The 20244-nt window shown below is 58.6% G+C and carries 21 protein-coding genes; 3 read left to right on the plus strand and 18 right to left on the minus strand.

Going from position 1 to position 20244, the window contains the following annotated elements:
• Positions 1-5: 5 nt before the first annotated feature.
• Complete coding sequence (locus BCF46_RS00445; protein WP_121020646.1) at positions 6-1196, minus strand: FAD-dependent monooxygenase; 1191 nt, start codon at positions 1194-1196, stop codon at positions 6-8.
• Between the two features lie 106 nt (positions 1197-1302).
• On the opposite strand from BCF46_RS00445, the gene BCF46_RS00450 reads away from it, so the two are divergent.
• The 3 genes from BCF46_RS00450 to BCF46_RS00460 are packed head-to-tail and all read left to right on the plus strand — an operon-like array spanning position 1303 to position 3962.
• Positions 1303-2493, plus strand: coding sequence for a winged helix-turn-helix domain-containing protein (locus tag BCF46_RS00450; RefSeq protein ID WP_121020648.1), 1191 nt, complete (start codon positions 1303-1305; stop codon positions 2491-2493).
• Positions 2494-2550: 57 nt separating this feature from the next.
• A complete protein-coding gene (gene otnC, locus BCF46_RS00455) occupies positions 2551-3195 on the plus strand; it encodes a 3-oxo-tetronate 4-phosphate decarboxylase (protein ID WP_121020650.1) in 645 nt (214 codons plus the stop codon).
• Positions 3195-3962 (plus strand): hydroxypyruvate isomerase family protein, encoded by a 768-nt coding sequence (locus tag BCF46_RS00460; protein ID WP_121020652.1) that lies wholly within the window; start codon positions 3195-3197, stop codon positions 3960-3962. The genes otnC and BCF46_RS00460 overlap by 1 nt, the downstream gene beginning before the upstream one ends.
• On the opposite strand, the gene BCF46_RS00465 is transcribed toward BCF46_RS00460, so the two are convergent.
• From BCF46_RS00465 to BCF46_RS00540, 17 genes are all read right to left on the minus strand, one after another.
• The gene (locus BCF46_RS00465; RefSeq protein WP_121020654.1) at positions 3959-5341 is read right to left on the minus strand and encodes an MmgE/PrpD family protein; all 1383 of its coding nucleotides are present in this window, start codon (positions 5339-5341) and stop codon (positions 3959-3961) included. The genes BCF46_RS00460 and BCF46_RS00465 overlap by 4 nt on opposite strands.
• Before the next feature lie 11 nt (positions 5342-5352).
• On the minus strand, positions 5353-6132 hold the full coding sequence (locus BCF46_RS00470; RefSeq protein WP_121020656.1) for an ATP-binding cassette domain-containing protein: 780 nt from the start codon (positions 6130-6132) through the stop codon (positions 5353-5355).
• Positions 6133-6135: 3 nt separating this feature from the next.
• Entirely contained in the window at positions 6136-7248 is a 1113-nt protein-coding gene (locus BCF46_RS00475) for an ABC transporter permease (protein WP_121020658.1), read from the minus strand.
• Positions 7249-7332: 84 nt separating this feature from the next.
• On the minus strand, positions 7333-8244 hold the full coding sequence (locus BCF46_RS00480; RefSeq protein WP_121020660.1) for a substrate-binding domain-containing protein: 912 nt from the start codon (positions 8242-8244) through the stop codon (positions 7333-7335).
• Positions 8245-8413: 169 nt separating this feature from the next.
• Complete coding sequence (locus tag BCF46_RS00485) at positions 8414-9241, minus strand: shikimate dehydrogenase family protein (RefSeq protein ID WP_121020662.1); 828 nt, start codon at positions 9239-9241, stop codon at positions 8414-8416.
• A 74-nt stretch (positions 9242-9315) separates the two neighbouring features.
• Positions 9316-10122: an alpha/beta fold hydrolase gene (locus tag BCF46_RS00490; protein WP_121020664.1), complete on the minus strand. Its 807-nt coding sequence runs from the start codon at positions 10120-10122 to the stop codon at positions 9316-9318.
• Between the two features lie 45 nt (positions 10123-10167).
• Entirely contained in the window at positions 10168-10866 is a 699-nt protein-coding gene (locus BCF46_RS00495) for an ABC transporter ATP-binding protein (RefSeq protein WP_121020665.1), read from the minus strand.
• Positions 10867-10874: 8 nt separating this feature from the next.
• Positions 10875-11579: an ABC transporter permease gene (locus BCF46_RS00500; protein WP_121020667.1), complete on the minus strand. Its 705-nt coding sequence runs from the start codon at positions 11577-11579 to the stop codon at positions 10875-10877.
• A 34-nt stretch (positions 11580-11613) separates the two neighbouring features.
• Positions 11614-11739 carry a hypothetical protein gene (locus BCF46_RS20045; protein ID WP_281272071.1) on the minus strand — a complete coding sequence of 42 codons (126 nt, stop codon included), beginning with the start codon at positions 11737-11739 and terminating at the stop codon, positions 11614-11616.
• Between the two features lies 1 nt (position 11740).
• Positions 11741-13066, minus strand: a complete 1326-nt coding sequence (locus BCF46_RS00505; RefSeq protein ID WP_121020669.1) for a c-type cytochrome — start codon at positions 13064-13066, stop codon at positions 11741-11743.
• Entirely contained in the window at positions 13066-14262 is a 1197-nt protein-coding gene (locus BCF46_RS00510; RefSeq protein ID WP_121020671.1) for a formate dehydrogenase subunit gamma, read from the minus strand. Before BCF46_RS00510 ends, BCF46_RS00505 begins: the two co-directional genes overlap by 1 nt.
• Before the next feature lie 85 nt (positions 14263-14347).
• Positions 14348-14941: a formate dehydrogenase FDH3 subunit beta gene (gene fdh3B / locus BCF46_RS00515; protein WP_121020674.1), complete on the minus strand. Its 594-nt coding sequence runs from the start codon at positions 14939-14941 to the stop codon at positions 14348-14350.
• A 13-nt stretch (positions 14942-14954) separates the two neighbouring features.
• Positions 14955-17948 (minus strand): formate dehydrogenase subunit alpha, encoded by a 2994-nt coding sequence (locus tag BCF46_RS00520; protein WP_121020676.1) that lies wholly within the window; start codon positions 17946-17948, stop codon positions 14955-14957.
• A gap of 114 nt (positions 17949-18062) precedes the next feature.
• Positions 18063-18251, minus strand: coding sequence for a twin-arginine translocation signal domain-containing protein (locus tag BCF46_RS00525; protein ID WP_121020678.1), 189 nt, complete (start codon positions 18249-18251; stop codon positions 18063-18065).
• 56 nt (positions 18252-18307) lie between these two features.
• Positions 18308-18913, minus strand: coding sequence for a TorD/DmsD family molecular chaperone (locus BCF46_RS00530; RefSeq protein WP_121020680.1), 606 nt, complete (start codon positions 18911-18913; stop codon positions 18308-18310).
• Entirely contained in the window at positions 18910-19512 is a 603-nt protein-coding gene (locus BCF46_RS00535) for a DUF3306 domain-containing protein (protein ID WP_121020682.1), read from the minus strand. The genes BCF46_RS00530 and BCF46_RS00535 overlap by 4 nt, the downstream gene beginning before the upstream one ends.
• Positions 19509-20039, minus strand: a complete 531-nt coding sequence (locus BCF46_RS00540; protein ID WP_121022203.1) for a DUF3305 domain-containing protein — start codon at positions 20037-20039, stop codon at positions 19509-19511. Before BCF46_RS00540 ends, BCF46_RS00535 begins: the two co-directional genes overlap by 4 nt.
• Positions 20040-20244: the final 205 nt, after the last annotated feature.

Genomic DNA, 20244 nt, shown 5'->3' on the forward strand with positions numbered 1-20244 from the left:
TCCCGTCAAGCCCCTGCATCAAAGCCATAAATCCAGTCTTGTTGCTGTTGGATGATCGTAGGAGACAGTCGCGACGCCACCGCCATTGGTCCGTAGGTGCCAAGCTGCGCCAAGCCGTTGTGACGGTGGAACATCCGCGCATTTGCCGCCGATCGCGCCTGCACGCGTGTGACACGTGGCTTGCGGAGCGCCTCGTAGGTTTGCACTGCACGGGCGCGGTCGCTGTCTTGCGATAACACGTCCGCCAACACCACCGCGTCCTCCAACGCCATCACCGCACCTTGTGCCATGGACGGCAGCATCGGATGCGCCGCGTCACCCAGTAGGGTCACCGGGCCATCGCACCACATAGCCAGTGGCGGGCGGCCATAGAGTGCCCACCGGAACAACCCGCTGGACGCCTCCAGCACCGACCGCAGACAGGGTTGCCAATCGCCGAAATCCGCCAAGGCGTCCTCTATACTGCCGGGGATCGACCAACCTTCTTCGGTCCAGTCGTCCTGCTCGACGATGCCCACGAAATTGACGTGGCTGCCGCCTTTCACGCGCGTGGTGACCGCATGTTTGCCGCGCCCTGCCCAGATCACACCGAACGGTGGCGGCGCGTTGTCGCCCAAGGCCGCGACCGGTACCACCGAGCGCCACGCGACATTGCCCGTGAACCGCGCGCGGTCCGGGCCGCACATTTGCCCGCGAATTTCAGACCGCACACCGTCTGCACCAACCAGCAGATCGCCAAACACGCGGTCTCCGCGCTCCAGATAGACCGACGCCCCGCCCCGCTCACGCACATATCCGGTGACCTTGGCATTTGTGCGCAGTTGCGCTGAGGGCTGCGCGCGCAGCGCGTTCACAAGTGCATCATGCAGGTCCGCGCGGTGGATTTGGATGAACCGGTGACCCCAGCGATTTTGCGCATACCCCTTCATCGGTAGCCGGAAAACCTTGCGCCCAGTGCGCCCTATGCGCAGCTCGATCGCGTCCGGCTCGAACAACGTGTCTTCAATCAACGGCAAAACACCAAGACGCTCCAACATCGCCATACCGTTCGGGCTGACTTGGATACCTGCGCCGACTTCTCTGAGCTCCGGTGCCTGTTCGAGAACCTCAACGTCCCAGCCAGTCTTCGCCAAAGCCAACCCGCAAGCAAGGCCGCCTATGCCACCCCCCGCAATCACTGCGCGTCTTTTCGTCATGGAATTCTGCTGCCCCGATTTGTTTTGCCGGACGATACGCAGGATACGGGTGGCGCGAAAGGGCGTAGCTGGCCATAGTGGCAAAACACCGCTGGAGCCGCCCCCAATGACCCTTCCACTGATCTCTCTTGCAACCGTGCGCCACCATCATCTGGCGCGTCACAGGCTGTGCGAGGCCCCGACGGGTGCTGGCAAAGGGCAAGACCTGCATCAAATGCTGCAAGACCTGACATTTGTGCAGCTCGACAGCATCAACACAGTGTCGCGCGCGCATCACATGATCCTGCACGCCCGGCGCACGAATTACCGCCCCAAGGCGCTGGACAAGTTGCTGGCCGATCGGCTGGCGTTCGAGCATTGGACCCATGATGCCTCCATCATCGACATGGAGAATTTTGGCCATTGGAAGCTGAAATTCGCCCGCGACGCGGTCATCGTCAAAGCCCGTTACAAGAACTGGCGGCGCGACGGCTACGAGGAGAAATTCAACACCGTTCTGAAGCATATCTCCGACCACGGACCGTGCTGTTCGTCCGATGTTGGCAAGGACGAGAAAAAGGGCTCAGGTGGCTGGTGGGACTGGCATCCGTCAAAGACCGCGCTGGAGTACCTGTGGCGCGCGGGCAAGCTGTCGGTCACCCATCGACAGGGGTTTCGCAAGTTCTACGACCTGACAGAGCGCGTGATCCCGCAGCAGCATTTGGACGCGCAGTTCGCGGTAGAAGAGACGATAAACCACGCCTGCACGACGGCGCTGGACAACTTAGGGTTCGCGACCTCTGGCGAACTCGCTGCATTTTGGGACCTCGTCACACCGGCGGAGGCCAAGCAGTGGTGCGCGGCAGAGCTGTCAGTGGGCCGCTTGATCGAAGTGGAGCTAGAGACAGCGCAAGGCAAACCGCGCCGCTCTTTCGCGCGGCCCAATGTGCTGGACGTGCCACTGATGGAGCCAACCAAGCGCATCCGCATATTGTCACCGTTCGATCCTGCGTTAAGGGACCGCAAACGCACCGAACGGCTGTTCGGGTTCCACTACCGCATCGAGGTCTTCGTGCCTGAGGCCAAGCGTCAATACGGCTACTACGTCTTCCCCGTTCTGGAAGGCGACCGCCTGATCGGGCGCATCGACATGAAGGCAGACCGTGCGCGCGATAAAATGGCGGTGCGGGCGTTCTGGCCCGAAGTCGGCGTGCGCATGGGCAGCGGTCGCACCAAAGCCCTGACCAGTGCCATCGCGCGCAGCACGGCGCTTGCGTCTGTCACCAATCTGGAGTTCGCCCCCGACTGGCTTCGGTAAAAGCTTGATCAAACGGCCTTTTCCGGCGATGAACACTGCAACCCAGCGGAGGTTCCCATGACCAAGACCCAGTTGCGCGAGCAGATTTGCCTGCTTGCCAAATCCATGTTTGATCGCGGCCTGACGGGCGGCTCGACCGGCAATATCTCCGCGCGCACGGATGATGGCGGGTTGCTGGTCTCACCTACGGGAACGTCGTTCGGGCGCTTGGACCCTGCCCGTCTGTCACGGTTTGACGCCGCTGGTCAATTGATCGACGGCGACCAACCGACCAAGGAAATGCCGCTGCACTCTGCCTTCTATGACACGCGCGCGACCGCTGGCGCTGTTGTTCACTTGCACTCTTGTCACTCCGTTGCGTGGTCGATGATGCCCGATGTCGATGAGGACAATTTCCTGCCGCCCCTGACCCCCTATGCCATCATGAAACTTGGCAAAGTGAAGCTGCTGCCGTTCTTCATGCCCGGTGATCCGGCGATGGGGGACGCCGTGCGCGGGCTTGCAGGAAAACGCTCGGCGGTGATGCTGGCCAATCACGGACCGGTCGTGGCCGGCAAGGACATCGAGGCGGCTTGCAACGCGATTGAAGAGCTTGAAGACACCGCCCGTCTGGCCATGCTGATGCGCGGATACGATGCGAAGGCACTGAGCCCGGAGCAGGTGCAAAACCTTGTAACCAAATTCGAAGTGGAGTGGGACTGATGGTAGAATTCTCGGCCAACCTAGGCTTTCTGTGGAACGACCTGCCCTTGCCCGAGGCCATTCGTAAAGCCAAAGACGCGGGCTTTGTTGCGGTGGAATTGCACTGGCCCTACGCCACGCCCTCTGCGGACGTCAAAGCGGCGTTGGACGAAACCGGCCTGCCCTGCCTTGGCCTCAACACACAGCGCGGCGACGTCGCGAAGGGTGACAATGGATGCGCGGCAATTCCGGGCCGCGAGGAGGAAGCGCGCGGTTATATCGACGAAGCGTTGGTCTATGCACGTGACATTAATGCGATGAGCGTCCATGTGATGGCGGGGTTCACCGACCAAAGCGCTGCCGCCAAGGAGACTTTTGTGCAAAACCTGCGCTATGCCTGTACGCAAGCCGCCCTGACGCAACGCACGATCCTGATCGAGCCGCTGAACAGCCGTGACGCGAAGGGATACCACATCGGCACCGTCCCTGAAGCCCAAGAAGCGCTGGCCGCGGTGGACATGCCAAACCTTAAGATCATGTTCGACTGCTACCATTTGCAGATCATGCAGGGCGATCTGGCAAAGCTGTTCGAGGGGTGCCAAGACCAAATCGGCCACGTGCAATTCGCGGCCGTACCGGATCGGGGCGAGCCCGACGCCGGAGAGGTGAATTACACTTGGTTGCTGCCCGAGTTGGTACGTTTGGGTTGGACCACGCCATTTGGCGCGGAATACAAGCCTAGAACATCTATGGCGGATGGCATTAGCTGGATGAAGCCATATAGTTAAGCATCGACCTTCATGTGACATACGAGATCGACAAGGGCTTTAAAATCGGCCCCAAAGCTGTCCAGTTCCATGACCATTTTCTCTAATTCAGCCACCTGATCCGCGCCCAGCACACTGCCTGCAAAGCGTCTGAATTTCGTAACAATCTCGGCCTCGGTTGGCTGCGGGTCAGGGCCTCCTGACGCCTCTACAACACCGCTATCAAAGCAGCGTCCATCGCGCAGGATGACCCGTACAGACGCTTGCCGCCTCGCGGGGTAGTCCGCCTCCAACGCCGCATCGACATAGGGCGTCACAAGATTTGTGAGCCGGATCAATTCAGGATCGCCGAACGTTTCTGGCATTACCTCGTCGACGCCTACCCCGCCACGCGCGAAGGCGCAGGCCACGGGCCATGCCAACGAGTATTGCGCCTTGGGCGATGTGTCGGGGACGCTCGCGCTTAGATCAGCGCTATACTTGAAGGTGTGAACCTCAATAGAAACAATATCTTGCGGGTCGATGTTGTGGGCCACCCGCAGCCCCAACGCCGCATCAATCGGCGCATGGGCCCAGCGGCAGATCGGATAGGGCTTCACGTATTGCTGGCAGGTCAGCCAGTTCTGTCCCAGATCACTCCAATGCTCTGCCGCATCATCAAACTCAAAGGTTGCGGCGGGCGCACCTGTAAAGCCGTCCTCCGCCACGAGCAGCGCGTACAAGCCCACGGGCGCGCCGAAGCCCGTCCCGTCATGGAGCATCGTCGGGTTGGCAATCTCGCGCATCATCTGGCTGCGCGGCGCGTGGTATTCTGCGATGCCAAGCGCGTGCCGGAACACGCCGTTCGACACCCCGCGCAAACGCGCGCCCATGGCGACGCACCCAAGTGCGTTCCAAGCGCCGGATGTGTGATAGTCGGGCACCGTCGCATGTAGCGCTGCCGCGGCGCGGTAGGAGATTTCGTAGCCCGCAATCATCAACACCAATGCCTCACGGCCTGGCAGCTCCTCCGCATCCTCGGCCAAGGCCATCAAAGCGGGTAACAATGCCGCCCCTGCGTGACCTTTGGAGGGCTGCCAGCCGTCGTGGGCGTCAAGATTGTCGAGCTGTGTCGCCATGGCGAACGCAGCACCGGGCAACGACGCCGCGCGCGCGTCAAAGGCCAGCCGCGCATGGGGTGCATCTGCTCCCGCGGCCCAGTGCCGGACGGCATGGTCGCGGGCGATACGGCCCGCGTCCAACTTATGGGCGGCAGCGAGAACACCAAGCAGGTCCAATACCAGCAGCTTGGCGGTTGTCATAACCTGCGGCGGAATGTCGTCACCATTCAGCCCGCGCAGCCATTCATTGACCGTGCTAAAGCTTGGCTTGGGGCCGTTGAGGGTTTCCATCTCGGTCATGGCGTCTTGCCTTAAATGTCAGCCAGCTCCTGCTCCAGATCGCGCATTTCCGCGCCACCTGCCATCAGGCGTCTGATTTCATTATGCTCAAGCTCGTCCTTCTTGCCCGCACCGATGACCTGACCTAGGGCAAGGAAGGTGTATCTATCTGCAACCAGTTGCGAATGAATTTCGTTATGGGTGATGAAGATAACAGCGATATCACCACGCTTGCGCACCTTCTTGATCGTCTTCAGAACGCCCATTTGTTGCTTTTGCCCAAGTGCCGAAGTCGGCTCGTCCAGAATAAGTACCTTGGCCCCGAAATGGATCGCGCGGGCGATGGCGAGCGTTTGGCGTTGGCCACCTGACATGGTGCCGACGGCTTGCGTCGGGTCCGAGATATCAATGCCGATCTTGAGCATCTCGTCATGCGCGATCTCGTTCATCTCCCCCATCTTCATGATGCCCAAACCGCGCGGACCCTTATAAAGCTCGCGGCCCATAAAGAAATTGCGGGTGACGGACATCAGCGGGTTGATAGCGAGGTCTTGATACACTGTACCAATGCCTGCCACGGTTGCATCACGCGGGGAATTGAACACCGTGGGCTTACCCTCCACGTAAATCGTCCCCTCGCTGGGTGCGTGGACGCCGGACATGACCTTGATCAAGGTCGATTTCCCTGCGCCGTTATCCCCCAAAAGCGCATGCACCTCGCCGGAATGGACATCCAAGTTAACGCCGTTCAACGCAGTGAAAGGACCGAAGCGCTTGACGATATTCTCAAGTCTTACATATGGCTCAGCCATGGCTCAAATCCCCCCCGTGATACGTTTGCGAATACGCTCGTTGGCGAAGACCGCAGCCAGCAACACAGCACCCACAAAAACGCGGTAGAATGACCCGTCGATCCACGGGATGTAGAATACGGCGTTGGCAACCAGCCCGAACGTCACAGCCCCGAAGGCCACCCCGATGACCGAGCCGAAACCACCCGTCATCAAGATACCACCCACAACTGCGATGGCGATGGCTTCCAGCTCTTTCAGGTTGCCTTTAGCCGCATCGGCCGTGTTGGTGTCAAACACTTGGCAGGCCGCAAAAATGGTCGCGCAAAGGGCGGTCGTCATGAACAGGCCGACTTTCACACGATTGACCGGAACGCCATTGGCACGCGCGCTTTCTTTGTTGTCGCCCGTGGCATAAATCCAGTTACCGATCTGGGTGCGGCTAAGAATGATATACGCGATCAGCACGACGAGCATCCACCACACGACACGAGCATCAAGCCCCGTGACCCATTGCTCGCCCCGCCGGTTCAGGTTGAAGCCCAAGGCAAAGGCCAGATCATAGAACCACCCGAAGCTTTCACCACCGAACAGGCGCGCGAAGAAGCTGGTTTCCTTGAAGTCTTGCAAGCCGGAGATTTGCGTCGATTGGTTGATCAGGCGGAATGTGACCTCGGTCACGCCGCGCAAGCCAAACAAGAACCCCAGCGAAACGATGAAGCTCGATAAACCGGAGCGCACAACAATTGTGCCGATCAGCCAGCCCAAGGATAGCGTCATTGCGAGTGTTATGAAAAACGCCGAAAACGGCGTGGCTTCGCCAAGGCCGAACGGGAGGCCCCATTTCAGCATCATCGCCATGGACATGCCGGCGAACCCGATCATCGATCCGATAGACAGATCGAACTCTCCCGCGATCATCAAAAGTGCCGCCCCAGTGGCGATAATCCCGAATTGGGAGATGATAGAGAGGTTGTTTTTGATCCCAAGCGCATTCATCGCGTTGCCGTTGGACGCGAACGCGATCAGCACCAGCACCACCACCATCACTGCGAAAGACCCCGCCTCCGGGCGTCGGATCAGCCGCTGAAAAGTGCTTTCTTGCTGAAGACGGTCAGATTCATTCCGGTCGGACATCGGCGACCCCTTGATGTGGCAAAATTTATTTGGACGCAGCCGGAGCATTCCGGCTGCGTGATTGGTTTCTAAGTGACGATCCGATTAACGATTAACGCCAGCCTGTGATTCCACAGCGGCGGCATTCGACGCATCAACAAAGCCCGGGCCCGATGGGACGTTAGCCCCCGGGAGCATGCCAGCGTTTGTATTGTAAAGATGCAAAACGATAACCGGAATATACCCTTGCAGGCGCTGCTGTTGGTCAATCGTATACTGGACTTTGCCGTCTTTGATCAGGTTGATCACGCCGGGGGTCATGTCAAAGCAAGACAAATGCACGTCTGCGCCGACTTCCTCGATCGCTTCGGCGGCGGCTTCACAAACATGCGGGCCGACAGCAAGAACGCCGTCAATCGACGGATCAGCTTGGATAGCGGCAGCTGTACGGGTCTTGATCTGCGCCACGTCATTGGACACGTCAATCTGGTTCAGGTCGGCGCCAAGCGCGTCGAAATAGCCGGAGCACCGGTCAACCAGCGCGGTATTGAACGCTTCTTGGTTCAGGCACAGCCCCTTGGTGACACCTTCGGCTTTCGCCCGCTCACCTGCAGATGTACCCGCGAGGCGCTCTGGCTGGCCAACATGCATCAACGCGCCAACGGTCTTGGAACTTTCCAGCCCGGAATTGATCGTAACAATCGGAATGCCCGAGTCAGCCGCGGACTTAATGGCTCCGCCCAACGCATCGGCATCCGGCAAGGAAACGATAATACCGTCCGGCTGTGTCGCGGTGGCAGCTTCGATGAGCTTGGCCATGTCCGACATGTCACCAGAGGCGGCAAAGTTATATTCAAACTCGGCACCGATCGCAGCAGCGGCATCGCGTCCGCCTTTTTCGACCACCGGCCAAAACGGATCGGTCCCTTGCGTGTGGGTAATCATCACGTAACGCTCTGCAAGAGCGCTACCAGTCATCGCAGCAACGGCCATACTGGCCAAAAGCAGTTTCTTCATTTTATTCCTCCCAATGGAATTGCATCAGATTATTAAGTTTAGGTGTTTTGAAGGGGTTAATTTCCGCCCTTTCGTCTGATTGCGCTAACACGTTAGCGGCTTTGCGACGTTCTGCAAGAAAGGATTTTCATACGAACTCAAAGACACCTGCACCGGTCTTATTTTGCGTTTATTGAGAGTTCAACGCTTGCCGAAGCGCGTGTTCATCCGGGTCGGTTCCTGAGAAAAGACGCCACGCGTGGACGCCTTGGTAAAAGAACAACTCCCACCCTGAAATGATCGACACCCCCTGGTCTGACGCGTCGGTCAGGAATTGTGTGTTGATCGGCGTATATACGGCATCGAACGCCCATTCAGCACCTGACATTGCAGCTGGCGCCAAAGGTGTGCCACCATAACCAACCATTCCAACAGGTGAGCAATTCACAACACCGGCGGCACCTTGTGCTGCATTTTCCGCATTGTCCCAAACGCTGATCTTGGTGCTTGGCGCGATCTGACGGAGCACGTCCCCTAACGCGTCCGCCTTGACCATATCGCAATCAACAAGGCGCAGATCACGGACGCCAAGTGCAGCCAGTCCAAAGGCCACCGCACGCCCCACGCCACCCGTGCCAACCATCATGACCGCGCCGGTCGGCTGCTTGCCCCGTGCTGCCCGATAGGCATCCATGAATCCCGAGTAATCGGTGTTATAACCGCGTGGGACCGTATCGCCGAAAACGACAGTGTTGACGGCCCCCATCGCCTGCAGGAATGGATCATCAAGCGCGACAAGCTGAACCACCCGCTCTTTATACGGATAGGTGATGTTGATCCCGCGATACCCGCTGGCTTTGCATCTCTCGAAAACCTGCTCGAAATCGAGATTGATTTCCTTTGGAACCAAACGGTCATAGCGCACCTCTAGACCGCGTTGCTGACCTGCAAGTCTATGCAACAGCGGCGCGCTGGAGTTGGCAATATTATCGCCGATCAGGCCAAGCTTTAGAGGCATTCTATCTCATTTCTCTTTGCCAACGGCCCCCCCCCTTAAGCAGCAGCCAGTGACCTCAGATGCGACCCACCAAATCACAATACTGAACGCGCGATCGTCCGCTCGACAAGATCGTTCACCAAAACCGGCGTTTCGATTGAAGACGAATGGCCTGCCCCCGTGAACACGGCCAGTTCCGACCCGTTGATCCCCGCATGGAGGCGTTCGGACTTGCTGAGATCTGTGGCAACGTCCTCTGCCCCTACGCCGATGCCAACCGGCAAATTGATCTGGCCCAGAAGATCACTACAGCCGTCACGATAAATTACACCTGATACCGCACGGGTTATCCCAACGCGGTCATTGCCGGCAATTGCGCTTGCCCACCGTTTCTTGTCGTTTTTGCGATCTGCATCTCGAAGGAAGGTTTGGCCAAACATAATCGGCATGACGCTGCTGATAACCAACCGAAGCCCGAACCATCGGGCTACAAAGTTGAGCAATCGGTATTTCGGCCCATTCTCTTTCGGTTCGGGATCTGCAGAGGTGTCTAGAAGCGTAAGTGTTTTCAGCAAATCAGGCTGGCGCGACGCCAAGCGTATGCCGACAAACCCGCCCATGCTCAGCCCCACGAAATGGCACGGCGCGATGCCCAAATGGGCAATCAGCGCGGCGGCGTCGTCGGCCAGTGTATCAATGTCGTAGCCGTCATCAGTGATGCCACTTTGGCCCTGCCCACGGTGATCGAATGTGATGCAACGGAAACTACCGCGAAAATGGGCAATCTGTTCTTCGAACATCGCGCCGCTGAACAAGAGGCCGTGTGAAAACACGATCACGTCCCCGTCGCCACCAGTATCGGTGAAATGAATATGCGCTCCGTTGAGGTCAATATGTGGCACTTTTGGCCCTCGCTATGTCATACGCTTTGGTGCTTTTTGGGCCCGCTACACGATATCGCCATTTAGAAATGCCTGAGCCTCCGCCGTCTGCGCAGCGACGAAAAAGTCCGAGGCAGGCCCTTGCTCGTGCAGGCCCCCATTCAGCATAAACACGACGTCACTGGCAAGCCGTCGTGCTTGGCCCAGATCATGTGTAGTCATGATTATTCTGGTTCCAGCAGTGTGTGCATCAAGCAAGAGCGCTTCAATCTCCCGGGTGGATCGGCCATCCAGATTTGCGCAAGGCTCGTCAAGAAACAGCACCTTCGGATTTCGAATTAACGCGCGCCCGAGTGCAAGCTTTTGCCGCTCTCCCCCGGACAACCGTGGCGCGGGGCGATCTAGCGCGTCTCCAAGACCGATGCGCTGTGCCCAGTCCGTGACGCGCATCGCAATATCAGCTTTATCCAACTTCAGAAGTCGCAGCGGATAGGCCAAATTCTCACGCACAGACCGACGCAGCATGATCGGGCTTTGAAACACATAAGCCTGCGCCTGCCGCGCTTCGGTGTCGGAAACCGACCAGTGCACCGTCCCGCCGGACACCCGCTCAACCCCGTGCAGAACCTTCAGCAAGGTGGTTTTACCCGCGCCATTTGGGCCAAGCACGATGGTGAAGCCTGTGGCGCCTAGATCAAGGTTGATCGGGCCAAGGATGGCCTTGCCCCGCCGTTTAACTTGGACGTCTAGAAGCGAGACAGACATTGGATGGCTCACCACCTGCCCTCCCGTTCCGTCCGCGACAAAGCATGTATGGCGAAGTTGACCAACAAGGCGAGCGCGATCAGCACGAAGCCCAAGCCAAGCGCCAAGGCGAAATCGCCCTTGCCGGTTTCCAAGGCAATCGCAGTGGTCAGAACCCGCGTGGCGTGGTCGATATTACCGCCAACGATCATGATGGCTCCAACTTCGCCAATAGCGCGCCCGAAGCCTGCAAGTGCCGCTGTCAGAAGCGCTCGTCTGCCGTCCCAGATCAACGTCAGAATGCGCTGTCTGTTGCTCGTGTTGAGCGAAATCAGCAGATCATGATACTCCGCCCAAAGCTCGCGCATCGCCTGATGTGTGATAGATGCGATCAGCGGCGTGATAATGATCACCTGCGCGATGATCATTGCTGTCGGCGTGAACAGCAGGCCCATAACGCCGAACGGACCAGACCGCGACAAGAGCAGATAAACAATCAGGCCCACGACCACCGGCGGCAACCCCATCAACGCGTTGAGCGTTGCGATGGTAGCGCGGCGATATCGAAACCTGCGAATGGCGAGCCATGTGCCAATTGGCAGAGCGATTGCGGACGCGATTACAAGCGCAGACAAGCTCACCTGCAACGATCGCAGCGTGATTTCCACAAGGTCCGCATCAAACGTGATGATGAGCTCGAAGGCTGCCTGTATGCCGGCCCAAATATCGTTCACGTGAGAGCTGTCCTAACCGGCTATTTGCGCGTCATCAATCGAGACGCACGGAAGGACCTGCGGCGCGATCCTCGCTGGAAAACCCGACCTGACCCAAAATCAGATTGGACCCGACCGCAATGACCGCAATGGCAACAAAAGCTACAAGCATGGCTTTCATGTCAATTCTCCCCCTGCGCCGTGGCGGCGCGTAGATAGTCGATCAAATCGTCCCGGTCGGTCTTCTTGGCGATCCGCTGCATCGGCATTTTCGTCCCCGGAATGTAGTGATCTGGACCCAGATCAAATAAAGCATTGATCGTCTCTGCTGACCAGACAATTTCCGACCCGTTCAGCGTGTCGGAATAGGTATAGTCTGGCACCGTTCCTGCGGGTCGGCCAAAAAGCTGATAGAGGCTTGGCCCCGCTTTGCGCGCGCTGCCCGATGCCAGCGTGTGGCAGATCGAGCATTTGCGTTTGAATTGACGCTCGCCATTGGGCAGCGTCGTTGGGTCTTCCAGAAAACTGCGCGTGATGCCGGTCATCGGGCCGTGTTCGTCCATTGCCGAGATAGGCCAGGAATACATGATGTCCTCGATACCACCTGCGTGAATGTTTTGCCCGTCAGGCGAGAACGCCAACGCCCAAATCGGGCCGCGCTGCGTGGCGCGAAAATCGCGGGTGATTTTGCGCGTGGCCGTGTCGACGACCATGATGTACCCCTCCCCGTCCCCAACCGCGAGTTGATGGGAATCTGCATGATATGCCATCGACAGGATCGGGCGGCGGTCGAGAGTGAAATCAGCGATCAGTTCGCCCGTCGTGATGTCGATCAATCGAGTCCCGCCGTCGACCGCACCATAGGCCAGCCAGCCGTCTTGCTCGTTCACGATCAACTCGTTGACCCCGAAGCCGTGCTTGACGAGGATTTGCGTCTCAGTTGCGCTCTCGACGTCCCAAACGCGGATGGTGCCATCTACGGATGCAGAATACAGCCTCGTGCCGTCCTCGCTGAACACCACGTCATTGACACCTTGCGCATGGCCTTTGAGAAATTTGGGCTCTTGCCCATCGAGGGGCGAATACAATGCGCCGCCTACCGATGCCGACAAGGGCCACAACCCAATGCTGCCGTCCCAACTGGCGGAGGCGACACGTTCAGCCTGCTTGGAGTACGCCAAGTCGACCACCTTGCCCTGATGGCGCCCAAGTACGTGACTGGCATTGACTGTCGGCCAAAACCGCACTTCGAAATCGTCACCTGCGGAAATTGGCGTGCCTGCACCCCAAAACGCGACCACGTTTACCGCCGCACGATGGCCCTCGTACCAATTGGGCGTCGTCCCGTCCCACAGCCCAACGGAGTTATCAAAGCTTGCTGTCGCAATCTGACCTGACGGCGACACCGCAATATCCATGATCGGACCACCATGACCTTTGAGCGTGAAGAAGTCCTGCGCGGCCAATGGCGTGGCGACGAAAGTCGCTATCGCAAGCGCGCGCAGCACTATTCAGCGGGGGTGGCGCCTTGCGGGGACGCGCTTTCGTTTGCCTTCACCTCGTCGACCCAGAGGGAGTGGTGCTCGCGGGCCCATTGCTCTTCCACCTCGCCGGACCCCATAGCGTCATAAGCGCCTTCCATACCAACGGAGCCGATGTAGATGTGCGCAAGCACAATCGCCATCAGCACGAAGCTGACAATGGCGTGCCACAACTGGGCGTATTGCATCTCTTCATGCGGGGCGAGCGTTTCGCGGAGTTCCCCCAGCCCAAGTACGCCAGAGATACCAAACGAATTCAGCTTGGCGAAGGTGGCCGCAAACATGTTGATCTCAAACGGGAACAGCAGCGCAAGCCCTGTCACGGATATAGAGGCGCCTAGTAGAATAACCGACCAGAAGATCAGCTTCTGACCTGCATTGAATTTTTTGGCCGGCGGGTGGCCACTGGTGAAAATACCACCGCCTTTGCGCAGCCAGTTGATGTCGGTCCGGTCAGGAAGGTTGTGAACGACCCACATCACAAAAATCATCACCAGCCCAAGCATAAAGGCCCATGACACGTTGTTATGGACCCATTTAGAGCCGGTTGCGAGAAACGCAAACGTCTCGTGTCCGAAGGCGGGGATCAACACCTTGCGTCCGAAAAGCGAGATCAGGCCAGTAAATCCGAGCAGAATGAACGACCCAGCTAACAGCCAATGGCCAAACCGCTCTACGGCCTTGAAGCGCGTGATTTTGCGTCCGGTTTTTTCGCCGTCGATCTTAATGCGGCCCCGGATCAGAAAGAACGCCGCCAGTAGAACAAGCGTGCCGATCAGCAAGTAACCACCATAGGTTGCAAGCGGGCCTTCGCGAAAGAGCAGCCATTTCATGCCCCCATCCTGCACGAGAACCGTCGCAGCAGGGCCATTGTTTGACGCGGTGATATCAGCAGACCCAAAGCGCAGGGCGCGCCACAGCTCTGGATCGGATGATCCACCCAAGGTTCCAAGCTGGTTTGAAATGCCCGCGGCGCTGTCCGGATCACCGGTCGCCCCGCTGCGAAAACTGTTATCGACGTCCTCGCCACGTTGCCGTGCCATGATATCTTCAAGGGTCTGTGCCCCACCGGTCGCACTTCGGTCGGGCGCAGGCGCGTCTTGGGCGCTTGCGGTGGATATGAAAGACAATGTCAGCATCAAAGCAATCAGGGCGCGCAGCATGTCGGTTCCTCGAAGGTTGTTATAGGTGAAAAGGGCGACCCGCTTGGATCGCCCCGTTTCTGTTCACGTAGTCAGACGGGGCGTATCAGCCACCCTTCTGATCATATGCCGTGCCCCAGCCCCATGCGCCAGAGCCAAAGCCCCGTGCCACGACGCGTTCGCGGTAGATGCCGGACACGATGTCCCCGTCACCCGCCAACAGCGCCTTGGTTGAACACATCTCGGCGCAGATGGGCAACTTGCCTTCTGCGATCCGGTTGCGGCCGTATTTGGCGAACTCGGCTGTGGAATGGTTTTCCTCGGGGCCGCCGGCGCAGAAGGTACATTTGTCCATCTTGCCACGTGATCCGAAGTTACCAGCCTGCGGGTATTGTGGCGCGCCGAAGGGGCACGCGTAGAAGCAATAACCACACCCGATGCAGAGGTCTTTGGAGTGCAGAACCACCCCTTCCTCGTTCTGGTAGAAGCAATCTACAGGGCAGACCGCCATACAAGGTGCATCGGAGCAGTGCATACACGCCACCGAGATGGACCGTTCCCCCGGTGAGCCGTCATTGATGGTGACGACCTTCCGGCGGTTGATGCCCCAAGGCACCTCGTGCTCGTTCTTACACGCGGTGACGCAGGCGTTACATTCGATGCAGCGCTCAGCATCTACAAGAAACTTAGCTCTTGCCATGTCTCATTCTCCCTTATGCTGTCCAGATTTTGCAAAGAGTGGCTTTCGTCTCTTGCATCTGGGTCACTGAATCGTAGCCATAGGTCTGTGCGGTGTTGGAGCTTTCGCCCAACACATACGGGTCCGCGCCGTCAGGGTATTTGCCCCTCAAGTCCTCGCCCTCGAAATGCCCGCCGAAGTGGAACGGCATGAAGGCCACCCCTTCGCCGACCCGCTCCGTCACCATGGCCATCACTTTGACCTTGGCGCCCTCCGGGCCTTCGACCCAGACCTGCGCGCCGTCTCGAACACCTAAGTTGTTGGCGTCACGAGTGTTGATTTCGACGAACATGTCCTGCTGCAATTCCGCAAGCCATGGGTTGGACCGGCTCTCGTCGCCACCCCCCTCGTATTCGACCAGACGACCCGACGTGAGGATCATCGGATACTCCTTCGAGAAATCGTTCTTCTGGATCGAGGCATACATGGTCGGCAAGCGGTAGAACTTGCGGTCCTCATATGTCGGGTAGTCGGCCACAAGATCGCGGCGGTTGGTGTAAAGCGGCTCACGGTGGACCGGCACCGGATCAGGGAAGGTCCAGACCACGGCACGCGCCTTGGCATTGCCGAACGGTGCACATTCATGCGCAATCGCCACCCGCTGGATGCCGCCCGAAAGGTCGGTTTTCCAGTTCACCGACGCCACGCGATCATCATAGTCCGACGGGAATGGCGACATGGAGCTTTCACCGACTTCTTCACCATCATCGCTTTCGCCAACGACACCTACAAAGCCTTCCACCCCTGCAACATAGGCAATCGAGCGACGCTCCGCTTCAGTCAGGTCCTGATCCCAACCAAGATCCTTGAGCATCTGCATGGTGAATTCGGGGTATCCGTCCTGGATATCCGAATCCTTGCTGTAGACGCCTTCGGCCAACAGGTTGTCACCGTCCCGTTCCACACCAAAGCGGGCGCGGAAGGTAAGGCCCCCCTCGGAGACACGTTTGGACATGTCATAAAGGTTCGGGGTGCCGGGGTGGTTCATCTCCGCGGTGCCCCAGCACGGCCATGGCAGACCGTAATAGTCGCCATCAGCAGGGCCGCCATTGGCGCGCAGCGTCGTTCTGTCGAACGTGTGCTGGTTGGCCATGTGCATCTTGATGCGGTCAGGGTCCTGACCGGTATAGCCGATGGTCCACATGCCGCGGTTGAATTCCCGCGTGATGCTTTCCACGACAGGCGTTTCCGCATCCTCCATCTCGATATTGCGGAAGAAACGTTCTCCCCAACCGAACTTGTTGGCGAACTTGGCCATGATGACCTCGTCCGGCAGGCTTTCGAACAGCGGATCGACAACCTTGTCGCGCCACTGGAACGAGCGGTTCGATGCGGTGACAGAGCCACGGGTTTCGAACTGCGTACAGGCCGGCAGCAGGTAAACACCGTCGGTCCGGTCATGCAGCACTGCCGAGACCGTTGGATATGGGTCCACAACGACCAGCATATCGAGCTGCTCCATCGCGGTCTTCATTTCCTTCTGGCGGGTCTGCGAGTTGGGCGCGTGGCCCCACAGCACCATGGCGCGCACCTTGTTTGGGTTGTCGGTGTTCTCGTTATCCTCAAGCACACCGTCGATCCAGCGCGACACCGGAATGCCGGTGAGTTGCTGCAAGGACTGGTCCTTGCCGTCAGCGTTCTTGGATGACGCGAATTGACCTTTCAGCCAGTCACCGTCTTCACCCCAGACGCGGCCCCAATGTGCCCACGCCCCAGCCGACAGGCCGTAATAGCCCGGCAATGTATGGGACAGAACGCCAAGGTCGGTCGCACCTTGCACGTTGTCGTGGCCGCGGAAAATGTTCGTGCCGCCGCCTTCGGTGCCCATGTTGCCAAGAGCAAGCTGCAAGATGCAGTAAGCACGCGTGTTGTTGTTGCCGTTGGTGTGCTGCGTGCCACCCATGCACCAGATCACAGTGCCGGGGCGGTTGTTCGCCATGGTGCGCGCGACACGGCGCAACTGCTCGCCCGGAGCACCAGTGACACGTTCAACTTCTTCCGGGTTCCACTTGCGGACTTCGTCCTGAATCTGATCCATGCCCCAGACACGGGTGCGGATGAACTCCTTGTCCTCCCAGCCGTTCTCGAAGATGTGCCACAGGATGCCCCAGACCAGCGCCACGTCAGAGCCGGGACGGAAGCGCACATACTCATCAGCATGGGCCGCCGTGCGGGTGAAGCGCGGATCGCACACGATCAACGGCGCGTTGTTCTGCTCTTTGGCCTTCAACAGGTGAAGCAAGGACACAGGGTGCGCCTCGGCGGGGTTGCCGCCGATGATGAAGATCGCTTTGGAATTGTGGATGTCGTTGTAGCTGTTGGTCATGGCGCCATAGCCCCATGTGTTGGCTACGCCCGCCACAGTAGTAGAGTGGCAAATCCGTGCTTGGTGGTCGACGTTATTGGTGCCCCAATACGCAGCAAATTTGCGGAACAGGTAGGCTTGTTCGTTGTTATGCTTGGCAGAGCCGAGCCAGTAGACCGAGTCCGGCCCGCTTTCCTCGCGGATATTCATCATACCGTCGCCGATCTCGTCGATCGCTTGCTCCCAGCTGATGCGTTTCCACTCCCCGCCTTCTTTTTTCATCGGGTATTTCAAGCGGCGTTCGCCATGGGCGTGCTCGCGGACCGCGGCCCCTTTCGCGCAATGCGCGCCAAGGTTGAACGGGCTGTCCCAACCGGGCTCCTGCCCCGTCCAGACGCCATTGCTGACTTCGGCAATGACCGTACACCCGACAGAGCAGTGGGTGCAGACAGATTTAATGGTCTCGACCGCACCATTGGCCGCCGTTTGGGCCGTGGCACCGGTGACGGAGCCACCCGTGGCGGAGATTGCAGCCAGGCCACCGATGGCCAAGCCGGAGCCGCGTAGAAACGAGCGGCGATCAACAGATTTCTCTGCGATGTCAGACAGGATACCGGTCCGCTGGGGGCGTCGCGCAACCCCGTTGGTCTTTTTCCTTAGCATTGTAGTTCCTCCCGTGCGTGCTTGGGCATTGCCCTTGCTTGCTTGGTTATTGTTGTGCCTCAGACAGTCGGGCGTCACGCAACCAGTCGTCTGCGGATCGTTAGATACGGCGTCCTAGAAGCGGGCGCTGTCGAGATATGCGCGCGTATGCGCCGTGTCCTGAATTTGGTCGGACGAAAGGTCTACGGGCTGCGCTTCAGCCGCTGTCGTACCAGTGGCCAAAGCCACGGCGGCAACGGGCGCTGTCGAGCCTGCCAGCTTTAGAAAGTCCCGGCGATTTGTGCCTTCAAGTTTCTTGGTCATGGGGATGTCTCCCTCCTTGGTTGGTGGCGGGCATCCCCGCCAGTTTCGCGGCCCGCTTAGGCCACTGTCATTCTGAACGCTTCGCGCTCAATCTCCATAAACGCCTTGCCCAAACTTCCCAGCGACGCATAGAGAACCGAGTTTTTAGCGGCCTCCAGATCAGCAAAGAAATGTCCGGCCCATGGGGCGATATGCTTATTAAAAAACACCTTTTGATCGTCCAGCGTGGCTGGCGCGCCAAAGCGGCCAACGATCATGCCACCCATCATCTCCATCAGCGAGGCGATGTTGTCTTCCGGCTCGTACACATTTGGCGCCCGTGTGATGCCGCGTGTGGCCATATCTGTGCGCAGCGCGGCAAGCGGTTTTTCATTTAAGAAGCCCGTAAGATAGTAGCTGGCATAGGGCAGCAATTCCCCCCGACCCAAGCCGACAAACAACGCATTGAATTCGCTTTCGATCCCCTTGGGCTTCGAGGCTTTTGCGACCCGCGACAAACCACTGATCGCTTTGCCAATATCGCTGTCATCTCCAGACAATCCCACGCATTGATCCAACAGAAGCTGGTCAGGCGGTCCGGACAACATCAACCCCAGAAAGTTATAAAGGTCGGCGCGCAGGCGGTCCTCGGACGAGACTTTGATATCTTCTGCTGCGTTCACGCGGCGCTCTCCTCAAGTCTGAATTTCATGCGGCGCGGGGTGGTGGCTGCGTAGGCCTCTTCCCCCTGCCCTTGATCTAGATCGGCAACATCTTCGGCTTCGTCGCCTTCATCCTCGGCGGCCGCGACAAGGACGGGTTCTTCCTCAACCTCTTCTTCGATCTCTTCCGGCTCCGGCGGGTTTTCCCGCGCCTCGGTCTGACGTGCCATTTCCTCGACATGCTTCAGCATGCCTTTTCCGACCTGATAGGCCGTTTGCATGTTTTCAACGACCGTGGCTCTGTCGGTGAAATCCTCGCCGTAGTCGACCAGCATATCGACATTCGCCAAAACGGGGTTGGAGCGCCACAAGGTGCGTAACGCGCGGCGACGAATACGGTCCGGGACCGCCTTGGCCATAAAGGCCGAGAAGTCATCGCCCATCTTCAGGGTGTCGGGATCGGGCAAGTCCAACTCGGCCAACAGCTCTGCGTCAGTTTTTTCCTCAAGGGCTGCGTGCTCTGCTGCCAACGCCTGGGCGTCTACGGCGGCTTGCTCGGCCTCCGCCTCAGCAGCGACACCGGCACGGCGTTTTGACCAGAAACTTTGTTCCGCGCTCAATGCACCGTCTCCTTTGATGCAGGCGCACGATAGACGTCTGACGTTTGGCGAATGCGTGCATCGCCGATCCCGTCTTCGTGTAAATCAACGCGGGTTTTGTTGCGCTTCCGTTTGATGAAAACTTCATCCTCATGGTGCAGTTCGACATAGTCGCGGATCCACGCGATCAGACCTTCTGGCATTGGAACCTTCTCGACGAGCTCTTCGCCCGTGTCGGCGTAGTCCTGCGCCTCGTAGGGGGAAGCTGTCGCGAGCACTATATCCAGTGGATGATCACCCGCCGCCTCGCGCATCACGACATAGATGGACGGCACTTTAGTTGACAGGCCGTGCAAGTAGGCTTCCGTGTCGGTCCTGAACAACTCCAATGGCAATGTGGCCGCGTGATATTCGATGGTGTCATTATCGCGGCGCAACTCTTTCCAGTCCGCATCACCCGCACCCGGCAAAACCGCAACGGCCTTCCAGACATGCGTGGCCCAGCGGGTCACCCCGGGCACCCTGCGGATCACAATCCCCAGTGACATAGAAATCGATTTTTGGCTTTCAGCGATTGATCCGTCCCCAGCATGGTCTTTCGACATAAGACAAGTTTGAATGACCCAAGGGCAATTTCAAAGCGTTTTTTAGTATGCAGTAGAACACAATTTTGCACTGCTGCGGCGCAGCAGATCGCCGCGTTTTGTTTCAGCCAACCTACACTGCCCCAAGACAGCACTTTACAGCAGACGA

It is taken from the genome of Litoreibacter meonggei (genome assembly GCF_003663885.1).
In the GTDB taxonomy this organism is placed as follows: domain Bacteria; phylum Pseudomonadota; class Alphaproteobacteria; order Rhodobacterales; family Rhodobacteraceae; genus Litoreibacter; species Litoreibacter meonggei.